The 18,651-nt window shown below is 66.3% G+C and carries 18 protein-coding genes; 10 read left to right on the top strand and 8 right to left on the bottom strand.

Features of this window, described 5'->3' with window-relative positions; genetic code table 11:
- Nucleotides 1-100 precede the first annotated feature (100 nt).
- The 3 genes from QW845_RS07945 (at nt 101) to QW845_RS07935 (ending at nt 3,302) form a co-directional block, all read left to right on the top strand.
- The gene (locus QW845_RS07945) at nt 101-1,516 is read left to right on the top strand and encodes a hypothetical protein (RefSeq protein WP_409997879.1); all 1,416 of its coding nucleotides are present in this window, start codon (nt 101-103) and stop codon (nt 1,514-1,516) included.
- A gap of 101 nt (nt 1,517-1,617) precedes the next feature.
- Complete coding sequence (locus tag QW845_RS07940; protein WP_315801053.1) at nt 1,618-2,805, top strand: MFS transporter; 1,188 nt, start codon at nt 1,618-1,620, stop codon at nt 2,803-2,805.
- A gap of 137 nt (nt 2,806-2,942) precedes the next feature.
- On the top strand, nt 2,943-3,302 hold the full coding sequence (locus tag QW845_RS07935; RefSeq protein ID WP_315801052.1) for a hypothetical protein: 360 nt from the start codon (nt 2,943-2,945) through the stop codon (nt 3,300-3,302).
- A 21-nt stretch (nt 3,303-3,323) separates the two neighbouring features.
- On the opposite strand, the gene QW845_RS07930 is transcribed toward QW845_RS07935, so the two are convergent.
- The gene (locus tag QW845_RS07930) at nt 3,324-4,535 is read right to left on the bottom strand and encodes an alpha/beta hydrolase (protein WP_315801051.1); all 1,212 of its coding nucleotides are present in this window, start codon (nt 4,533-4,535) and stop codon (nt 3,324-3,326) included.
- 340 nt (nt 4,536-4,875) lie between these two features.
- Between QW845_RS07930 and QW845_RS07925 the strand changes: the two genes are divergently transcribed.
- Both QW845_RS07925 and QW845_RS07920 read left to right on the top strand, forming a co-directional pair.
- The gene (locus tag QW845_RS07925) at nt 4,876-6,249 is read left to right on the top strand and encodes an APC family permease (RefSeq protein ID WP_315801050.1); all 1,374 of its coding nucleotides are present in this window, start codon (nt 4,876-4,878) and stop codon (nt 6,247-6,249) included.
- Nucleotide 6,250: 1 nt separating this feature from the next.
- On the top strand, nt 6,251-7,489 hold the full coding sequence (locus tag QW845_RS07920) for a hypothetical protein (RefSeq protein WP_409997878.1): 1,239 nt from the start codon (nt 6,251-6,253) through the stop codon (nt 7,487-7,489).
- A 9-nt stretch (nt 7,490-7,498) separates the two neighbouring features.
- Here the strand turns inward: QW845_RS07920 and QW845_RS07915 are convergent, their stop codons facing one another.
- Together QW845_RS07915 and yidD are read right to left on the bottom strand one after the other, a co-directional pair.
- The gene (locus QW845_RS07915) at nt 7,499-7,711 is read right to left on the bottom strand and encodes a hypothetical protein (RefSeq protein WP_315801048.1); all 213 of its coding nucleotides are present in this window, start codon (nt 7,709-7,711) and stop codon (nt 7,499-7,501) included.
- A 163-nt stretch (nt 7,712-7,874) separates the two neighbouring features.
- On the bottom strand, nt 7,875-8,225 hold the full coding sequence (yidD, locus tag QW845_RS07910; RefSeq protein WP_315801047.1) for a membrane protein insertion efficiency factor YidD: 351 nt from the start codon (nt 8,223-8,225) through the stop codon (nt 7,875-7,877).
- Nucleotides 8,226-8,487: 262 nt separating this feature from the next.
- On the opposite strand from yidD, the gene QW845_RS07905 reads away from it, so the two are divergent.
- Nucleotides 8,488-9,381: a hypothetical protein gene (locus QW845_RS07905; protein WP_315801046.1), complete on the top strand. Its 894-nt coding sequence runs from the start codon at nt 8,488-8,490 to the stop codon at nt 9,379-9,381.
- A 134-nt stretch (nt 9,382-9,515) separates the two neighbouring features.
- Here the strand turns inward: QW845_RS07905 and QW845_RS07900 are convergent, their stop codons facing one another.
- Nucleotides 9,516-9,977, bottom strand: coding sequence for an iron-sulfur cluster assembly scaffold protein (locus QW845_RS07900; RefSeq protein ID WP_315801045.1), 462 nt, complete (start codon nt 9,975-9,977; stop codon nt 9,516-9,518).
- Nucleotides 9,978-10,204: 227 nt separating this feature from the next.
- Between QW845_RS07900 and folE the strand changes: the two genes are divergently transcribed.
- The 4 genes from folE (at nt 10,205) to QW845_RS07880 (ending at nt 14,005) form a co-directional block, all read left to right on the top strand.
- Nucleotides 10,205-10,912, top strand: coding sequence for a GTP cyclohydrolase I FolE (gene folE, locus QW845_RS07895; protein ID WP_315801044.1), 708 nt, complete (start codon nt 10,205-10,207; stop codon nt 10,910-10,912).
- Nucleotides 10,913-10,939: 27 nt separating this feature from the next.
- The gene (gene hisI / locus QW845_RS07890) at nt 10,940-11,365 is read left to right on the top strand and encodes a phosphoribosyl-AMP cyclohydrolase (protein ID WP_315801043.1); all 426 of its coding nucleotides are present in this window, start codon (nt 10,940-10,942) and stop codon (nt 11,363-11,365) included.
- 149 nt (nt 11,366-11,514) lie between these two features.
- Nucleotides 11,515-12,540 (top strand): lytic transglycosylase domain-containing protein, encoded by a 1,026-nt coding sequence (locus QW845_RS07885; protein ID WP_315801042.1) that lies wholly within the window; start codon nt 11,515-11,517, stop codon nt 12,538-12,540.
- A gap of 289 nt (nt 12,541-12,829) precedes the next feature.
- A complete protein-coding gene (locus QW845_RS07880; RefSeq protein ID WP_315801041.1) occupies nt 12,830-14,005 on the top strand; it encodes a DUF2336 domain-containing protein in 1,176 nt (391 codons plus the stop codon).
- 170 nt (nt 14,006-14,175) lie between these two features.
- Here the strand turns inward: QW845_RS07880 and QW845_RS07875 are convergent, their stop codons facing one another.
- The 4 genes from QW845_RS07875 to QW845_RS07860 all read right to left on the bottom strand — a co-directional run bounded on the left by QW845_RS07875 (nt 14,176) and on the right by QW845_RS07860 (nt 18,642).
- The gene (locus tag QW845_RS07875) at nt 14,176-14,760 is read right to left on the bottom strand and encodes an Hpt domain-containing protein (RefSeq protein WP_315801040.1); all 585 of its coding nucleotides are present in this window, start codon (nt 14,758-14,760) and stop codon (nt 14,176-14,178) included.
- A gap of 124 nt (nt 14,761-14,884) precedes the next feature.
- A complete protein-coding gene (locus QW845_RS07870; protein ID WP_172107934.1) occupies nt 14,885-15,430 on the bottom strand; it encodes a response regulator in 546 nt (181 codons plus the stop codon).
- Between the two features lie 123 nt (nt 15,431-15,553).
- Entirely contained in the window at nt 15,554-16,333 is a 780-nt protein-coding gene (locus QW845_RS07865) for an NAD kinase (protein ID WP_315714654.1), read from the bottom strand.
- Nucleotides 16,334-16,494: 161 nt separating this feature from the next.
- Nucleotides 16,495-18,642 carry an adenylate/guanylate cyclase domain-containing protein gene (locus tag QW845_RS07860; protein WP_315801039.1) on the bottom strand — a complete coding sequence of 716 codons (2,148 nt, stop codon included), beginning with the start codon at nt 18,640-18,642 and terminating at the stop codon, nt 16,495-16,497.
- Nucleotides 18,643-18,651 lie beyond the last annotated feature (9 nt).

Below are 18,651 nucleotides of genomic sequence, written 5' to 3'. Positions count from 1 at the left end.
AAAACCGGCCAATTGCGGCCGACGGGGCGATGCGGTGATTGCCGCCGCGGGCCGGTATGATACAACTTCAAGTGTTCGGGGCGTGGGGACGCGTTTGGCGATGGAGTCTGCAGGGGAGGCGCCGCTCTCTCTTTTTCGGCGGGGTGGCGCGCATGTCGGGGCCGCGCTGATCATGTGCGTGCTGTCGAGCCTGTCGCCGCTCGCGGCCGCTCCGACGATGACGAGGCCGGCGGCCCAGCCAAAGCCTGCGGCACAGGCGAGGCCGGCCACCCCGGTCAGGCCCGCCACGGAGTCCAAGCCGGCTGTGCGCCGGGCGTCGCCGCCGCGGATCGCAGACGGCTCCACGCCGATCGCATTCGCGCTCGTCAAGGGCTCCTCGGATGTCTGCGGACATGGCTGTGACAGCTGGATCGCCGCCGAAGGCAAGATCGACGGCAGCGCCGCCGCGCGGTTTCGCAAGTTCATGAAGCAGATCGGGGAGCGCCGATTGCCGATCTACTTCAATTCGCCAGGCGGCAATCTGCAGCAGGCGCTCGCCATCGGCGACATGCTGCGCGAGCGCAAGGCCGCCGTGCGGGTGGGACGCACCACCTTGCGCGAGTGCGGCTTCGAGCCTCAGGAGGGCGACGCTTGCACCAAGCTGAAGCTGTCCGGGCGCGAACTGCACGGCGAGGTCTGGACCCGAGGGGCGATCTGTAATTCGGCCTGTCCCTACCTGCTGCTCGGCGCGCCCACGCGCGAGATCGCAGCGGATGCGACGCTCGCGGTGCATTCGCCGCGCGTCATCCTGAACTTCACCGGCGGCGTCCCGACCCGCGAGATGCGGGCGCAGGCAATGCAGCAGGCGATGGCGCGGGCCGACAAGATGGTGCTCGACTACATCACCAGGCTCGGCGCGGATCCCGCTCTGCTCACGGTGGCGCGGTCTGTCCCGTTCGAGAGCATGCGCATCCTGACGCGGGAGGAGATTGCGCGCTTCGCGCTCGACCGGCGGCAGCGGGTCGAAAGCCCCTGGATGTTCGAGACCGCCAGCCGTGGGATTGCCTACAAGACCATTCTCGCACGCAAGGAGGGTGAGAGCACGTTCCAGACCACGCGCTTGCAGATGGTCTGCTTCGATCAGGACCGCTTCGAGCTCGACGTCGAGCGCATCGCGCCGGCCGGCCCGCCGCCGGCTCCGCTGGCGATGACGAGCGGAGATCTGCGGCTCAATTTCCTCTCGCCGCCGCGGCGGTCCGGCGATCGCGAGACTTGGGGTGTGTTCCTGAATGCAAGCCAGGTGAAAACGCTGTCCTTGATGCCGTCTGCCGAGCTGAGCGATTCCCTGTTGAATGTTGCGCGTCGCAATGTCTCGACATTTCCGGTGAGCAGCGAAGGCCTGCAATCTGCTCTGAAGATGCTGACCGAGAGCTGCCCGCCGTCCAAGGCTATCGTCCGTCCGACGGGCACGCCGGTTCCCTGGAGGCAGATTCCCTCGCCGCAGGCCTCGGCGGCGCAGCCTGCCCCCGCGCGCTGACGAGAATAGCGGCCAGGACAAGGGAGGAGGACGAGAGAAAGTCATGGACGGCATGAGACAATTTCATGCAAATGCATGAAATTCTCTGCTATTGAGGCGCGATGACATCCGCTTCCGCTTCCGGGCGCCTTGCGCCGACCTCGCTCATGCTCGGCAATCTCGTCACTGGCTGCTCGGTGCTGGCGCCCGCTGGCCTGCTGCCGGAGCTCGCCTCGGATCTCGCCGTCGGAATTCAGACGGCGGGGCTGCTGATCACCTTCGGCGCGGTGGTGCTCTGCATCTGCTCGCCCTTGACCGCCTGGCTGACGAGCCGCTTCGACCGGCGCCGTCTGCTGGCGGCGACACTCCTGGTGCTCACGCTCGGCAATCTCGCCTCGGCGTTTGCGCCGGACTATGCGAGCCTGCTGGCGCTGCGCCTGGTGATGCTCGCGGTCGGCGCTCTCTATACACCGCAGGCCGCCGGGACCGCGGCGCTGATCAGCCCGGTCGAGAAGCGCGGCAGCACCATCGCCTATGTCTTCCTGGGCTGGTCGCTGGCGGCCGCCGTGGGGCTGCCCATGATCACCTTCATCGGCAGTCATTCCGGTTGGCGGGCCGCCTATCTCGCGGTCGCTGCGGCCGGCGCGGTCAGCTTCGTGCTGCTGACATGGCGCCTGCCATCCGGCCTGAAGGGCGCGCCGGTCGCGTTGAAGACCTGGACCGAGCTCGGCCGCAACCGCCTGGTGGTGCTGCTGCTCCTGGTCACGACCCTGCAGATGTCGGGACAGTTCGTGATCTTCACCTTCATGGGACCGCTGCTGAAGCGCCTGACCGGCGCCGACTCCAACCAGATCGGGCTGGTGTTCGCGATCTACGGCGCCTGCGGCTTTCTCGGCGTCGTCATCGCAACCCGGATCGTCGATGGCTGGGGGGCCTATCGGACGTCGCTGTTGTTCACCTGCCTGATGTTCGCCGGCGTATCGGCCTGGACGCTGGCGGCCGGCACCTACGTCCTGATGGCGATGGCGGTCGCGATCTGGGGGTTGGGATTTGCGTCCACCAATTCGATGCAGCAGGTTCGGCTGGTGGCAGCCGCGCCGCCGCTCGCCTCGGCCTCGGTGTCGCTCAACACGTCCGTGCTCTATATCGGCCAGGCCATCGGCTCCGCGATCGGCGGCAGCCTGTTTGCACGCGACCTGCTCGGCGCCACCGGCTACGTCGCCCTGATGTTCCTGACCCTGGCATTGCTGGCGATCCTGGCCAGCCGCCAGCGCGCGCAGATCGCGGTTCCGGCCCGAGCAGCGGGTTGACGCTTGGCAAGACCGGTCCGACCGGATTAAAGGCCGATGTCGTTGGGGGCTGCCGGGGGCGTGGATTCTGCCTCGGCCGGCGAGTAGCATCGGCGGACGTCCTCGCGTGCCCACGGGTCGGACAAGAGAGATATGGCATGAAGAAGATGATGTTGAGCCTGGCCGCAGTGCTGCTGTGCACCCCTGCGCTGGCCCAGAGCGCGCCGATGGTCGGTGACCGCCCGCTGGTGCAGGTCAAGCCGAAGGGAACGAAGACCGCCGCCGCCGCGCCGGCCAAGCCGCAATCGGCAGCCGTCAAGCTCCAGGCCTGCCTGGACATCGACGACGGAACCAAGGAGCGGCTGAACTGCTATGACGCCGTTATTCCTCCGGCAGCCAAGCCGAAAGCGATGAAGGCCAAGACCGTCGCCGACTGCAAGTTCACCAAGGAAGAGGACGAGCGGCTCGCCTGCTTCAACGGCTTCGTCGAGAACATGCCGAAGCTGCCGAAGTCCTGAAGCGCGGCGTCGGCCGCCCGCTCAGCGGCTCGACACACGGTTCGAACTATCCTGGGCTCCGGCCGCAATCCGGATCGGCGGCTGGGCGGCCGCCATCTTCATCAGCACGTCCTTGATCGGTTGGCGGGTCCAGGCCTGCGTGACGTAGTCGCGATGGGTGATGCCCTCGTCGGTCTCGACGAAGACGACGCTGCCCGGCCGCAGCGGCCGGTCCATGCCCTCGGAGACCTCGATGCCGCGATTGCGCAGCATGGTCATCAGCTCCTGATCATGCCGCGCGGTATAGCGGGTGTAGGAGCTGATGAAGAAGCCGGAGCGGTTGCGCTCGATCCAGTTGGCGAATTTGTCGAGCTGGCCATAGACCGCATCGAGCAGCACCACGCCGCGCACGCGGTCGCTGATGCCGCCGACCTCGAGGCTCCAGGCCGTAGGGAGAAAGCCGCCGCTGTAGCCGACGATCACGATGGGCATGCCGGCGAAGGTCTTCGCGCTCGCGGGATCGCCGGTCAGGCGGGCGAGGCTGGCCGCAGCCTCGTCCATGAAGCGCTTGAAGCCGCCGGGCTGCCAAAACTTGCCGGCGCTCGAATCGGCGGCGTCGACGGCCATCTGCGGCGCGAGCAGCACCGCGTTGACGCCGGCCGCCGTGATCTGCTGCGGCACCAACTGGCGGTCGCGCACGTCGCGCTCCAGCGTGGCGCCGTTGCCGTGGAAGAACACGACGATCACGCCCGGCTTGCGCACATCGAACTGTTCGGGGACGTGCACCAGCACGCGGCTGTCGTTGTAGGTCTGGTCCTGCCAGTAGACGCGGCCGGAGAAGCTGCGGTGGCCGCGTCGCTCACCGTTGCTGACGTTCAGGAACGGCGCGTCGGAGGCTGGGTTGTTGCCGAAATAGGGAAAGGCCGACGACTTCATGCTGACGAGGGTCGTCAGATCCTCACGCTGCCGCCGTTCCGGCCGTTGCGGCTCCAGCGATGCGATCTGAGAGGGCGCGGGCTTCGAAGCGAAGTCGGAGGGCGTGTGAAGCCGGAAGCTCTCCTGCGCGGACGGGAAGCGGTCGCTGAATTCAGGTACCGGAAAACGGTCGTCGAAGGTCAGCCCCTGGGCCGTCGATGCGTTGGCGGCCAACGCCTCGGGATTCGGCGCCTTGCCGCAATGCGTGACGGAAAGACAGATTGCCAGCGCCGATGCCGCGCGCCACCAGAGGCGCAAGCCCTGGCGCACAGACCTCATGACGTTCTGGTGTTCCCCGATCATCCGTCCCCAAAGACGCGTTCGAGCCCCAACGCGGCTCTTCAACCAGCGGATTTCGTTCAACCTGCGCCGCCGAAATTGAGGTCGCGTTAAGGATCGTGTCCGGTCAACCCCGGGCGCACCGGGACACACCACGCGAACGTGTCGCGATTGTGGGTCGTTTGGCCGCCCGATGCAATGCCGCAGCCTGCCCCGGCCGAAATCGGTTCAAAAATACCCTTGAGGAAGGTCATATTTAACGCCCGTTAACGATGTTTGAATGCTTCGGCGGGAACCTGGGCTGAGGCAGAGGAAGGGGCGCACGGCGTCCCTCGACGAAATGGCTGCATCCGAGGCGGACGATCCCAGCCTGGGCCGGGCGGACGGCGACCGGGTTCCATCCGTGTCCTTGCCGGTCGCGACCGCCATCGTCATCGCCGACATGATCGGGGTCGGCGTCTTCACCAGCCTCGGCTTCCAGGTCCGCGACATCCCATCCGGCTTCTCCATCCTGGCGCTGTGGGCGGTGGGCGGACTGGTGTCGATCTGCGGGGCGCTGGCCTACGCCGAACTCGGCACGATGTTTCCTCGCTCCAGCGGCGAGTACAATTTGCTCACGCGGGCGTTCCACCCGGCGATCGGCTTCATGGCCGGGTGGGTCTCGGCGACCGTGGGCTTCGCAGCGCCCGTGGCACTCGCGGCCATGGCGTTCGGAGAATATGGCCGTGCCGTCATCCCGGGCGTTCCGCCGATGCTGCTCGCCACGGGCGCAGTCTGGCTCGTGACGGCAGTGCAACTCGGCGGCATCAGGCAGTCGAGCCGCTTCCAGCTGTTGTCGACCCTGTTGAAGCTCGGGCTCATCACCGCCTTCCTGATCGCCGGCTATGCCATCGCTGCCCCGCAACCGGTGACGTTCCTGCCGGCCGCGACCGATCTCGGCCACGTGACGAGCGCTGCGTTCGCGACGGGACTGGTGTTCGTCATGTACGCGTTCTCCGGCTGGAACGCGGCGACCTACATCATCGGCGAGTTGCATGCGCCCGAGCGAACCTTGCCGCGCGCGTTGCTGCTGGGCACGGTGATCGTTCTGGTGCTCTACATTGCGCTCAACGCTGTCTTCCTGCGGGCTGCACCGATGGACGCGCTCGCGGGCCAGCTCCAGGTTGCGAGTATCGCGGGCAGTCATATCTTCGGCGAAGCCGGCGGCCGCTTCGTGGCCGCGATGATCTGCATCGGACTGGTTCCTTCCATCGCCGCGATGATGTGGATCGGCCCGCGCGTGCTGATGACGATGGGCGAGGACATTCCGGCGTTGTCGGTGTTCGCACGGCGCTCGCGCAACGGCGCGCCGGCCTATGCGGTGCTGTTCCAGCTCACCGTGGCCACGCTGATGCTGTTCACTGAGAGCTTCGAGTCGGTGCTCGACCTCGTCCAGTTCTCGCTGTTGTCCTGCTCGTTTCTCGCCGTGGTCGGACTGTTCAAGCTGCGTATCGTGCAGCCAGATCTCCCGCGACCCTATCGCGCCTGGGGCTATCCGGTCACGCCGTTGATCTTCCTCAGCGTGACCTTCTTCATGATGTACTATCTCGTCATGACGCGGCCGTTGCAGGCAGGGCTCGGCGCAGGCGCAATGGCGTCGGGACTGGTGATCTATTGGTTCGCTCACGCGCGGTCGCGCCGTGTCGCCGCAACGCTCGCATCGGGTTCGGATTGAAATGCTGTGGGTCTCGAGAGTCTGGTTCGCCGTCGCATGTCTGATGCTTGCCCCGAGCTTCGAGGCTCGGGCTCAGTCCGTCACGCCGGACGATACGGCGCGGGTGCTGGCGGGGATGGCGCCGGCGGCGGGCTCGCCACTTGCGCCCTTCGTACAGGATCCGGCGTGGCGGCGGCACGCGGCTTTCTTCGACAACGCCTTCAATCAGCTCGAGCAGCGGCAGTTGTCGAAGATCAGGGCCTGGACGGATGCCAATCTGACGGCCCCGCAGCCGGCGATGTTCTATTTCTTCTCGGGGCCGGATTTTCTCTATGCCGACGCCTTTCACCCGAAGGCAACGACCTATGTCCTGGCGGCGCTCGAGCCAACCGGCCCGATCCCGGACCTGTCCAGATTGCCGCGCGGCGGCATTGGCCCGGCACTGTCCTATGTCGAACGCTCGTTGCAGTCGATCCTGAGCTTCTCCTTCTTCATCACCAAGGACATGAAGGTCGACCTGCGCGAAGGCGAGCTCGAAGGGACCTTGCCGATCCTCTACGTGTTCCTGGCACGCACCGGCAAGACGATCCGCGAGGCGAGCCTGATCTGGTTGGACGAGAACGGCGGATTGCACGGCAACTCCGAGCCGCCGGCGCGCAATGCGACAAAGGGCGCGCGTATTCTGTTCGCCGGCGCCGACGGGGTCGTGAAGACGCTCTATTACTTCTCCACCGATCTCTCCGATGCCGGCGTGAAGGCGAGTGGGCTGCTCAAGTTCTGCGAGCCGCTGGGGCCAGGCGACAGCCTGCTGAAGAGCGCGTCCTATCTGTTGCATGAGAACGGCTTCGGACGGGTCCGCAGCTGGCTGCTCAAGAACAGTGCGACCGTCGTCCAGGATGATTCCGGCATCCCGCTCGCGAGCTATGAGGCGCGGGCCTGGCGTTTCCTGCCGTTCGGACGCTACGCCGGGCCGATCGACAAGTTTCCGGACATGTACCAGAGGAGCTATGCGAAGCTGTTCGAGCGTGCGCAGCCGCTGGAGTTCGGGATCGGCTATCGCTGGCGAACGCGGGAATCGAATGTCCTGCTCGCGGTGAGATCGCCTCCTGCCGACGCGACGGTGTCGGCCGAAGCGAGCGCCCCTCCAGAGACGGATTATCAGCCGCCGCCGCGCGCCCGGCGCGTGCCGCGGACGCCGGAGCCCGTTCCTCTCTATCCGCCGCCGCGGCGCGACGATTTCATCTTTTGGCCGAGATGGTAGGGGTGAATCTCACCAGTGCACGCTCTGGCTGGGCACGATGTAGGACGTCGTCGGCGGGGGCAGGGCGGTGCTGTCGGCGAGATAGCGCCAGGCACCGACAATGACGATCAACAAAGCGATGATGCAGAGCAGGTCCACCTGACGGGCATCGTGGTGGTCGGCATGGTCGGGACCGATGCTCTTGCGCGATCGGTTGCTTCTGGGACTGATTGTCCAGCGCATCGTTGTCTCCTCCCGAAGGAAGCGTCACATCAATGCAGGCCGAGGCAGCGCGGTTCCTGCTGGGAGCGCCGGCTCTTGGCGTAAGAATAAGCCTGACTACAGATTTCGCCAGGCCCTTTTTCTGCAGATCAATCGACGGGCGAGGCGTCTGTTGCGCTGCACATCAGTCCGGGCCGTTGACGCCGCGCCATCGCGCGTAGCGCCACGGCAGGTACCAGCGGGCGCGCACAGGAGCCGTCGTTGGGACGTTGTCGATGCCCGAGGTGCCAAAGGGCTGGCAGCGCAGCAGCCGAGCGAGTGTCATCCACCCACCCGCCCAGAGCCCGAAGCGTTCGATGGCTTCATCGGCATAGACCGAGCAGGTCGGCAGATGCCGGCAATTGTAGCCGACCAGTGGCGACAAGGTGTGGCGATACAGCCAGATCAGCGCATGAGCAGCGCGCCGCGGGAGTCGGGCCAGCAGCGACCCGATGTGCGCAGAATGGCAGCCGATGTCAGAGCATGAGTGCTTCATGAGCGCGATGCAAGATGGATGGGCGAGCTTCTGACCGGTTCCTCGGCAGGGAACCCGGCTCTCGGTCATTTGTGGTGATGTGATGCAACAATGGCCGGTTTTCAGCGGCGTCGCAGCACGCCGCAGCTGGACGGTAGGTGATTGCCCGGATACGTTTCTCGGCAAGGATGTGACAGACTAATAACGGATTTGAGGCCAAGTTGTCAGGTCTTTCCGCAAGAAAACCGAGGAACTGCGTACCGAGCTTGACGAGGGGGACGGATTGCGCGTGAGATTGCTGCGGTCGCGTGAATTGCGCTGGATGCTACTCGGTGTTGCAGCGCTTGGGATGGTGGTCGGTGGCGCGATCACCATCATGTCAAACACGGCGCGCGCCGGCGGCGCGCTCGAAGAGCGCAAACTCCCGATGCGGTTTGGTTGGGTCGCCTGCGAGCCGAATTGCGGCTGGGTCAGCGCGGTCGGGATCGTCACCGGCGATACGCCGAAGGATTTCGAGGATTTCGCGAGGGATCGCGACCTGACTGGCACCACGCTGGTGCTCGATTCCAGCGGCGGCTCCGTCAATGACGCGATCACCTTGGGCCGCCGGTTCCGCGGCTTGAAGATGCGCACCACCGTCGGCATGACCCAACGCCCGAGCCGCGGGGGTGATCGGCCGCGGGTCATGCCCGAGGCCTATTGCGAGTCGATGTGCGTGTTCCTGCTGCTGGCCGGAACCACGCGTTATGTTCCGGATGCGGCCCATGTCCGCGTCCACCAGATCTGGATGGGAGACCGCGCCGACGACGCCAAGGCGGCGAGCTACACGGCGCAGGACCTGATGATCGTCGAGCGCGACATCGGGCGTCTCGCCAAATACACCTTCGACATGGGTGGAGCGGGCGATCTGCTGTCGCTGGCGCTGAACGTGCCGCCGTGGGAAGACCTGCATGAGCTGTCGCGCGCCGAACTGCGGCTCACCAATGTCGTGACCACGGATCTGATCGCCGAGGTGCTGCCGCCGAAGGGCACGACACCGGTCGCCGAGCTCGCGCCGAAGCCGCAGGCCAAGGACAAGCAGCAGGACCGCTTCCCCGTTGCGCTGGACAAGGCGCAACTGTCGCGTACCGCCGAGGCGTTGCCGCCCGCGACCGTCGCCGCGACGCCACAGCAATAGGCATCGACGTCGCCTGGGTGAGCCGGGCCTCGCGCCAAGAATCGGCGTGTCGAAATACTGCTCCCGCATGTCGCCGCGCTCATGCGGGCTACGGATCGGTCATTCTGCTCGCGCGGGCGGGAAGCGGCGTTGCCTCAGCCCTGGGCGGCGGCCGGCTCCGCGCCGTTGGCCTTCGCCTCGATCTGGCCGATGGCATCGACCACGGCATCGAAGGTCAGCATCGTCGAGGCGTGGCGGGCCTTGTAATCCCGGACGGGCTCGAGCAGGGCGATGTCGGCCCATTTGCCCTCCGGCGGCGCGCCGTTTTCCTTCAGCATCCTCCGGACCGTCTCCCGCAGCTCGCGCAGCTCCGCGGCGCTGGAACCGATAACGTGGCGGGCCATGATCGAGGAGGAGGCCTGGCCGAGGGCGCAGGCTTTCACGTCGTGGGCGAAGTCGGTCACCACGGGCCCATCCATCTTGAGGTCGACCTTGACGGTCGAGCCGCAGAGCTTGGAATGGGCGGTGGCGGTGGCGTCCGGGTGGTCCAGCCGTCCGAGCCGCGGAATGTTGCCGGCCAGCTCGATGATGCGCTTGTTGTAGATGTCGTTCAGCATGTGCCTGACGTCCCGGAATTACCGGCGTGGCGGCCTTGGCGGCCGGGTTTCATCGCCCTATATTGCGAGTATATGGAAACGATTGGCAGGAATTCCAGCCACATCCACAGGCGTCCGGCGCCAGAGGCGCCAAGCCTGCGTGTGGCGCCTCTGCAGGTGACGCCCTCAAGGTGATGCTGTGCCGGTGACACTCCGGTCGGACCGCCGACCGGTCGAACGGAGTTGAGATGGACACTTTGATCAAGACGCTGCGCACCACCAAGCCCGAGGGCAAGCCGTTAGACGCCAAGCTGACCGACCCCCGCGCTGCAGAGCTCGATCCTGCCGATTTTCTTGCTGCTGCCGTGCGGCCGGACCGGCCACGGCCGTCGCGCGCCGAAGCCGAGGCCGCGGTTTACACGCTCCTGAACTATATCGGCGAGGATCCGACCCGCGAAGGGCTGGTCGATACGCCGCGCCGGGTCGTCGAGGCCTATGACGAGCTGTACCAGGGCTATCACCAGTGCCCGGCCGAGGTGCTCGACCGTACCTTTGGCGAGACCGCCGGCTACGACGACTTCGTCCTGATTCGCGACATCGAGTTCACGTCGCAATGCGAGCATCACATGATGCCCTTCTACGGCCGCGCGCATATCGCCTATACGCCGGTCGAGCGTGTCGTCGGCCTGTCCAAGCTGGCGCGCCTGACCGACATCTTCGCCCGCCGCCTGCAGACCCAGGAGCATCTGACCGCCCAGATCGCGGCTGCGATCGACGAGGTGCTGAAGCCGCGCGGCGTCGCTGTCATGATCGAGGCCGAGCACACCTGCATGTCGGTGCGCGGCGTCGCCAAGCACGGCGCCATCACCTTCACCAGCCGCTTCACCGGCATGTTCAGGGACAATCCGGCCGAGCAGGGGCGCTTCCTGTCGATGGTGCGCTCGCCGCAACGGTAAGACCAGCAACATCTTAGCGAGAGTTTCGTGTCCTCATCCTCAGTCGAGCGCGAGGAGGGCTTGGCCTTCCTGCCCAAGTTCGACGCGGCCGGCCTCGTCACGTGCGTGACGACGGACGCCGTGAGCGGCGACGTGCTGATGGTCGCCCACATGAACGAGGAGGCGCTGCGCAAGACGGTGGCAACCGGCGAAGCCTGGTATTTCAGCCGCTCGCGCAATGCGTTGTGGCGCAAGGGTGAGAGCTCGGGCCAGACCCAGCGCGTGGTCGAGATGCGCACCGATTGCGACCAGGACGCGGTCTGGCTGCGCGTCGAGCAGACCGGCGCGGCCTGTCACACCGGCCGCCACTCCTGCTTCTATCGCAAGGTGGAGCGGGCTGAGGGCGAGGGCGCGCGGCTGGTGTTTGTCGAGGCCGACCGGCTGTTCGATCCGGCCGAGGTCTATCGCAAGTAGGCCAGCGACCTTCCTCCGGGTCTGTCCTGTCGTTCATTGGCCCGGCCGGGCCCAGCGAATTAACCCGCCATTAACCATACCCGCCGCATTTTGCCGGACGTTTCCGGCGCGTTCGTCTGCCAGCGAATCTGCAAACAGCGGGTCTTCCCATGTCGGTCGACGCATCCAACTCCTCGTCCACCGGTTTCCTCGATGGCGTCCGGGCGAAGGTCGCCGGCGCGATCAAGCAGGCCGCCGACAGCGTCGGCACCAGCTTCGAATATCTGCTGTCGACCGCCAAGATGGAGTCCGACTTCAATCCGACCGCCGGCGCCTCGACGTCGTCAGCGCGCGGGCTCTACCAGTTCATCGACCAGACCTGGCTGGGCACGGTGAAGGAAGCCGGCGCCGATCTCGGCTACGGCCAATATGCCGACGCGATCACCCGGACATCGTCGGGCGACTATACGGTCAGCGATCCCGCCATGCGGCAGGCGATCATGAAGCTGCGCGACGACCCGCAGGCGTCGTCCGCCATGGCCGCTGCGCTCACGCAATCGAACAGCTTCCAGCTCACCGGCAAGATCGGCCGCCGGCCGACCGATGCCGAGCTCTACATGGCGCATTTCATGGGCGTCGGCGGCGCCGCGAAGCTGATCACCAGCGCCCGGGAGACGCCGAACGCATCGGCTACGCAGATGTTTCCCGGTGCCGCCGCGGCCAACCGGCCGATCTTCTACGATCGCGACGGACAAGCCCGCAGCGTGTCCCAGGTCTATGCAGTCCTGAACACGCGCTATGCCGGCGCCGCCAATTCCTCGGCCACCCGGGGCGCGCTTGCGCTCTACGGTGGGACGAATGTCGCGGCCAATGCGGCCGGCGGCGGCGCGCTACCGACGACCGACACCGCAACCTTCCTGTCGATGTTTCCGGATGCGCGCGGCTCATCCCGGGCCGGCGCCTCGACGACGGCCGACGCATCGGCCGTCAACCGTCCGGCGGATCCGATGTTTCGTTCGCTATTCCAGGTCGACGGCCAGTCGAGCCAGGCGGTCTCGCCAACCGTGCGCGAGTTGTGGGGCCATTCATCGGTTGCCAGTGCGACCCCGCCGGAGGGCGGCAGCAACGATGCCAGCGGCAATGGTCAGCGCAGGCTCGACCTGTTCAGCGATCCGCACGGCACCTTCTCGGGCTGATGCGCCGGCGCAGGCGGTCGCACGCGTCGCTGAACCATTGATGAAAAAGAACTATTTTTGACGTCCCGCCGCGGCTCGCACCGTCGGCGGCGGCCGCATTTCCCCCGTCGGATTACGGCCAAATGAGGCGTTGAGTGGTATCATAGTATAGAAATAACCTGTCGCCTTAACAAAACATCAACAAAACCAGCTACTTATGGTGAACGCTTTGTTAAGCGTCGTGGTTTATTTTCGGTGCTGTTGAGGCCCTCGTGGCCTTTGTCTGCAAGTTGCGTAAGCCGGAAAGACCATGATCGTTCGGCAGTTTCTCAGTTGGGTCAGAACCGCACCCGCCGGTGAGCGGGCAGAGGCCACCAGGGCGCTCGCGCGGGCGTGGTTGTTGTCGGATCTCTGCGACGAGGATCGCGGCGCCGCGGAGGGCGCGCTCCTTATGCTGTTGGACGATCCGTCGCCGCTGGTGCGGCAGGCGATGGCGGAGGTGTTCGCCCGCTCGGAGGAGGCGCCGGCCGCCATCGTCCAGGCGCTCGCCACCGACCAGGCTTCTGTCGCCGCCATCATCCTCGAATATTCGCCGCTGCTGATCGATGCCGACCTCGTCGACATCGTCGCGACTGGTAACTCCGAAACCCAATGCGCGATCGCGCGCCGCGTCGGCCTGCCGGCGCCGGTGTGCGCAGCGATCGCCGAGGTCGGCAGCGCCGCTGCAGCGCTCGAGCTGATCGAGAATGCTTATGCCGAGCTGGCGCCGTTTTCCTGGGACCGCATCGTCGAGCGTCACGGCCATCTCGCCGCCATCCGCGAAGCGATGCTGGTGCTGGACGATCTGCCGGCCGCGACGCGCGCGGCGCTGGTCGACAAGCTCTCAGAGACACTGGCGCAGTTCGTGGTCGCCAGGAACTGGCTCAGCGCCGACAGGGCAGGGCGCATCACCAATGAGGCGCGCGACCGCTCGACCATCACCATCGCGGCGCGCTCGCGCGGCGAGGAGCTGCGCGGGCTGGTCCAGCATCTGCGCGCAACCTCGCAACTCACCGCGGGTCTGATCCTGCGCGCGCTGCTCTCCGGCAATGTCGAATTGTTCGAGATCGCGCTGTCGGAGCTCGCCGACATGCCACGGGCGCGGGTGGCGGCGCTGCTCAACGATCGCGGCCGCGCCAGCCTGCAGGGGCTGCTGCGCAAGGCGGGCATTCCCGACACCACCTTCGACGCCTTCAGCATCGCGCTCGAGGTCTGCCGCGAGAACGGCTTTGCCGACACCTTGAGCGGGGCAGCGATCCTGCGCCGCAAGATGGTGGAGCGCGTGCTCACCCATTGCGCCACCGACCGCGACGCGGCGGCGCCGCTCTTGATCCTGCTGCGCCGCTTCGCCACCGAATCCGCGCGCGACGAGGCCCGTGAGTTCTGCGACGAGGTGATGGCCGAGGATTTCGTCGCCGGGCTGGAGTTCGGACTGATCGCGGCGTGAACCGTGTGCGCTGCCGTAGGGTAGGCAAAGGCGCGTCGCAGATATTGCCACGTTCGAGCGCGCGGGGGCGTCGTGCCCACCGACTTGCTGCAAAGACTGCCGATCCATGATGGGCACGCGACCGCCGCTTTGCGGCGGCGCTTTGCCCATCCTACGTGATCGCCATCCGATTACGGCTGATCGCTCGGCACGAGGCTCGGCGCCAGGATCGCTTCGAGATGCTCCGGCCGGTTGCGGTTGACCTGGATCAGATAGTCGTCCGCCACGCGGCGCAGCCGGCGGCTCAGTTCGCCTGCGACCGTCGCGCTGTCATACTTCGTATGATCATGCACGATCGCCTGGATCGCGTTGACGTGATGCTCGAACAGCTCGGCCGGGACCTTTTCGAGATCCGGCGCGTGCTCGATGATCCGGCAAAGGCTGTCGGCAACCTCGGCGGCGGCGGGATAGCCGAAGGTCGCGGCGTCGCCCTTGATGTCGTGTGCCGCGCGGAACATCTCCTCGCAGGCATCGTCGTCGAAGCCGGTCTTGAGGACTGCTGCATAGGCTTTCGTCAGGCGATCGGCCTCGGTGTCCATCCACGACTTGAACTCGCCGGACAGCCCTTCGAGCGCGGCTTCGGCACGCGCGATCGGATCGTCGAGATCCTTCTCTTCGGCGCGACGCAGCACCTTCTTCAGCGGATTGGGCTGGGTGATGACGTGATGCGAGGCGTAGGTCTTGACTTGGATCGCCGGGGTCTTGTCTTTTGCCATCTCGATATCCCCTGATGATGCCGACCAGCGCACTTCGACGCATCGCCCCGATTCATATCCGAGGAGCTTGGAGCGCTGGGCGCCGATCCCCGGATTGCGTTAACGCCGGCTCACTGCCGCGCCCCTAAACTGCGGAGCGCGCTTTATCCAGAAGTGACGGCTGCTGGAAAATCTCCGCCTCGCCGCCGATCCGGCGCTCGGGCCCGATATAGGCCGTGTTGGTGTTGCGGCGCCGGTCCGGGCCGAAATAGGTCTTTGTCTTGATGAAGGGGCGCGGATTGGCGACCACGTTGAGGATGCGCTGATACAGGCCTTTGGCCGAGATCGGCTTGGCGAGGAATTCCGTCACGCCGGCGTCGCGCGCGACGGTGACCCGGCGCTTCTCCGAATGCCCTGTCAGCATGATGATCGGCGCGTAGGGATTGCCCTTGGCTTCCGGCTGCCGGATCATCTGCGCGAGCTCGAGGCCGTCGAAGATCGGCATTGCCCAGTCGGTGATGACGATATCAGGCGAGAAATGAGTGTACATCTCGAGAGCGGTCGCGCCGTCCTCGGCCTCGTTGACCTCGCGGGCGCCGAACGAATGCAGCAATGTGCGCAGGATGCGGCGCATGTGCGGGTTGTCGTCGCAGACGAGAAAGCGCAGCTTGTTGAAGTCGATGCGATACATTTGGGCCGGCCCGGAGGGATCACCGGTGAAGGTGGTCAACGCGCATTAACCATACGGAGCCGCGGGTTAACAAAGCGTTGCGCGGGGCGGCTGAGGCGCAAAAAGGCGCGGACAACCGAGATGTCAGTAGCCGAACTGCTCGCTCAGGATCCGCTCTTCCAGGCTGTGGCCGGCGTCGAACAGCATCCGCATCGAGATCGTCTTGTCGGAAAGCACCTCGACCCGCTGGACGTTGCGGACCTCGTCATGGTCGGCCACCGCCGCGACCGGCCGCTTGTCGCCTTCGAGCACCTCGATGATCACATAGGCGGTGTTCGGCAGCAGGGCGCCGCGCCAGCGCCGCGGCCGGAACGCGCTGATCGGCGTCAGCGCCAGCAGCGCGGCGTTGATCGGCAGGATCGGGCCCTGCACGGAGAGATTATAGGCGGTGGAGCCCGCGGGCGTCGCGACGAGCACGCCGTCGGCGATCAGCTCCGGCATGCGCTCGCGCTCATCGATCAGGATGCGCAGCCGCGCGGTCTGTGCCGTCTGGCGGAACAGGTAGACCTCGTTGATGGCGTGGTGGATGTGAACGACGCCTGCAGCATCCGTCGCCCGCATCAGCAGCGGATGAATCACCGATTCCTGTGCCGCTTCGAGCCGTCCATGCAGATCGATCGTGCTGAATTCGTTCATCAGGAAGCCGACCGTGCCGCGATGCATGCCGTAGATCGGCTTGCCCGAGCGCATGTGGTCGTGCAGCGTCTGCAGCATCAGGCCGTCGCCGCCGAGCGCGACCACGACGTCCGCCAGGTCCGGATCGGAGTTGCCATAGAGCGCGGAGAGCTGCGTCAGCGCGGCCTGGGCCTCGGCACTCGGACTCGCAACGAAGGCGATCCGCTCATATCGCTTGGACGTGGTCATGCGTCGCAGGGCTCGCTGGTCGGTTGGCCGGTAACAGGCGCCGTGTCGTCTAGCCGACCTTGCCCGTGCTTGTCCATCGCGGCCGGTATCCTGGGGCAATGGGGCCGCGGTGAGGCTGATGTGGCCAGGACATACGCGCACGCGCGGAAGTCATCGGGGCGTCATTTTTCCTGCAGGCTCCGCACGGGATCCCAGGACGAGGAGCCGGTCCCCAGGGTTGCTTTCGCCCGCTCGGCGAAGACGCGGCTCGGAGGATCGCTCGGTGCGCCCCGCGCGAAGCAGTCGGCCGCTTGCGGCAGCTCGCGGGCGCGCCAATGCGCGAGGCCTGTGGCATAGCCGGTCAGGAGGACCTGTTCCTCCGGCCTGAGCTCGGCTGCGCGGCCATGCAGCTCGTAGATCTTCAGCGACTGCTCGCGACCCTTGACCCGGATGGTGTCGAGCTCGCGCCAGGCGAACTCGGTGCCGGCGAGCGTCACCGTGCTCTCGGAGGCGATGATCGTGGTGCCATAGAACTTGTTGGCGCCCTCGAGCCGCGAGGCGACGTTCACGGCGTCGCTCATCACGGAATAGTTGAAGCGGCGCTGCGAGCCGAAATTGCCGACCAGCGCGGCGCCGCTGTTGATGCCGATGCGCTGTGCCACCTTGATGCCCTGGAACGCCGTCGACGTATTGTTGAGCTCGGCGAGCTTCGCCTTGCAGTCGAGCGCCGCGCGCGCCGCGCTGCGCGCATGATCGGGATCGTCGAGCGGAGCGCCGAACACGGCGACCACGGAGTCGCCGATGTATTTGTCGACATAGCCGTCGTGGCTTTCGATGACGTCGGTCATGGCCGAGAGATATTCGTTGGTGAGGGCCATGAGCTGCTCCGGCGTCATCTGCTCGGCGAGGCGCGAGAAGCCCTCGATGTCGGAGAAGAACACGGTGACCTCGCGGGTCTCGCCGCCGAGTTGCGGCAGCCGGCGCGAAGCGAGCATGCGGTCGATCTCGTGCGGTGCGAGGTAATAGGCAAAGCTCTTCTGCAGCAGCCTGCGGTCCTTGTCGGTGACCATGAAGCGATAGCCGGTGGTCGCTGCCAGCGCGAGCACGCCCGCTGCGAGCGGCTCCGCCAGGGGCAGCGCGTAGGCATGGTCGAAGAGAGCGGTTGCGAGCACGGTGTAGAGCAGGGCGACCACGGCCAGGATGGCCGCTGCGGAGGCGGGCCGCAGCAGTCGGGCGAGCAGCGCGGCAAGCAGCGCGATGGTTGCGGCGATGGCGTAGATCGCAGGGCGTCCGAGTTCGGTTGCCGCGTCCTGCCGCACCAGATTGTTCACCGCCGTGGCGTGGATGTAGACGCCGGCAATGGTGCTGCGGGCGAACGTCTCGGCGATCCTGCGCTCGTCCAGCACGCAGCGCGGCCGCCGCGCGCCCTCGGCGCGGGTTGCGAAGCGCTTCGAGGTGAGCCGCCGATCCTCGATCCCGACGGTGCCGAGCAGGACGACCTTGCCGGCGAACTCGCGGCGGAAATAGTCCTTGTCGCCTTTCAGCGCGCAGGCGCGCAAGTCGGCGAACGAATAGGTCGGAATGTCCTGGGCCCCGCCGGCAAAATTCAGGGTCATGGTGCTCGGCACGCTGCCGGGCACCTTGTACGCACCGAGTGTGACGCCGTCAGCGGCAATGAGCGGCGCGGTGCCGGTTGCGCGCCCCGCCAGTTCCAGCGCCATGCTCGGGACGGCCTTGCCGTCGACCGACAGCGTCAGCGGATGGCGGCGGACGACATCGTCGCTGTCAGTATAGGTGTTGAGCGGACGAAGGTTCTGCTGTTGGCGCACCGCGATGCGCTGGCCGGGTGCGGGCAGGATCGGCGGCTCGGCAAAGATCTCGCCCAGCACCACCTTGCCGCCGGCGGCCGCGGCAGCGAGCGCGCGCAGGAAGTCGCGATCGAAGCCGCGCGTCTTCTCGCCGAGGGTGCTGTCGCCGAGCGGAATCTCCGACTGCTCGATCGATGTCTGGAACACGATGTCGAAGCCGACCACCTTGGCGCCGCCATCGAGCACGGCCGTCATCACGCGGCCGATCTCGCCGGTCCATGTCAACAGCGGTGCACCCTTGAAGGGGGGCGCCTGGTAGCTCTCCTCGTCGACCGCGATCACCACCGCCGGACTCGCCGCCGCATCGTGACGGTTGCCGAAGGTCTCGAAGCGCAGCCATGTCAGCGCATCCAGCGACAGGCCACGGCCGCGCTCGAAGACTGGCGACACGAACAGGCCCGCGCACGCCAGCGCGATGGCGATGACGGCAATGGCGTCGCGCGTCCGGCGTCCGATCGCCACCGATAAAAG

The organism is Bradyrhizobium sp. SZCCHNS3002, assembly GCF_032377435.1.
Classification (GTDB): Bacteria; Pseudomonadota; Alphaproteobacteria; order Rhizobiales; family Xanthobacteraceae; genus Bradyrhizobium.
This window is presented reverse-complemented; position numbering and strand designations above follow the sequence as displayed.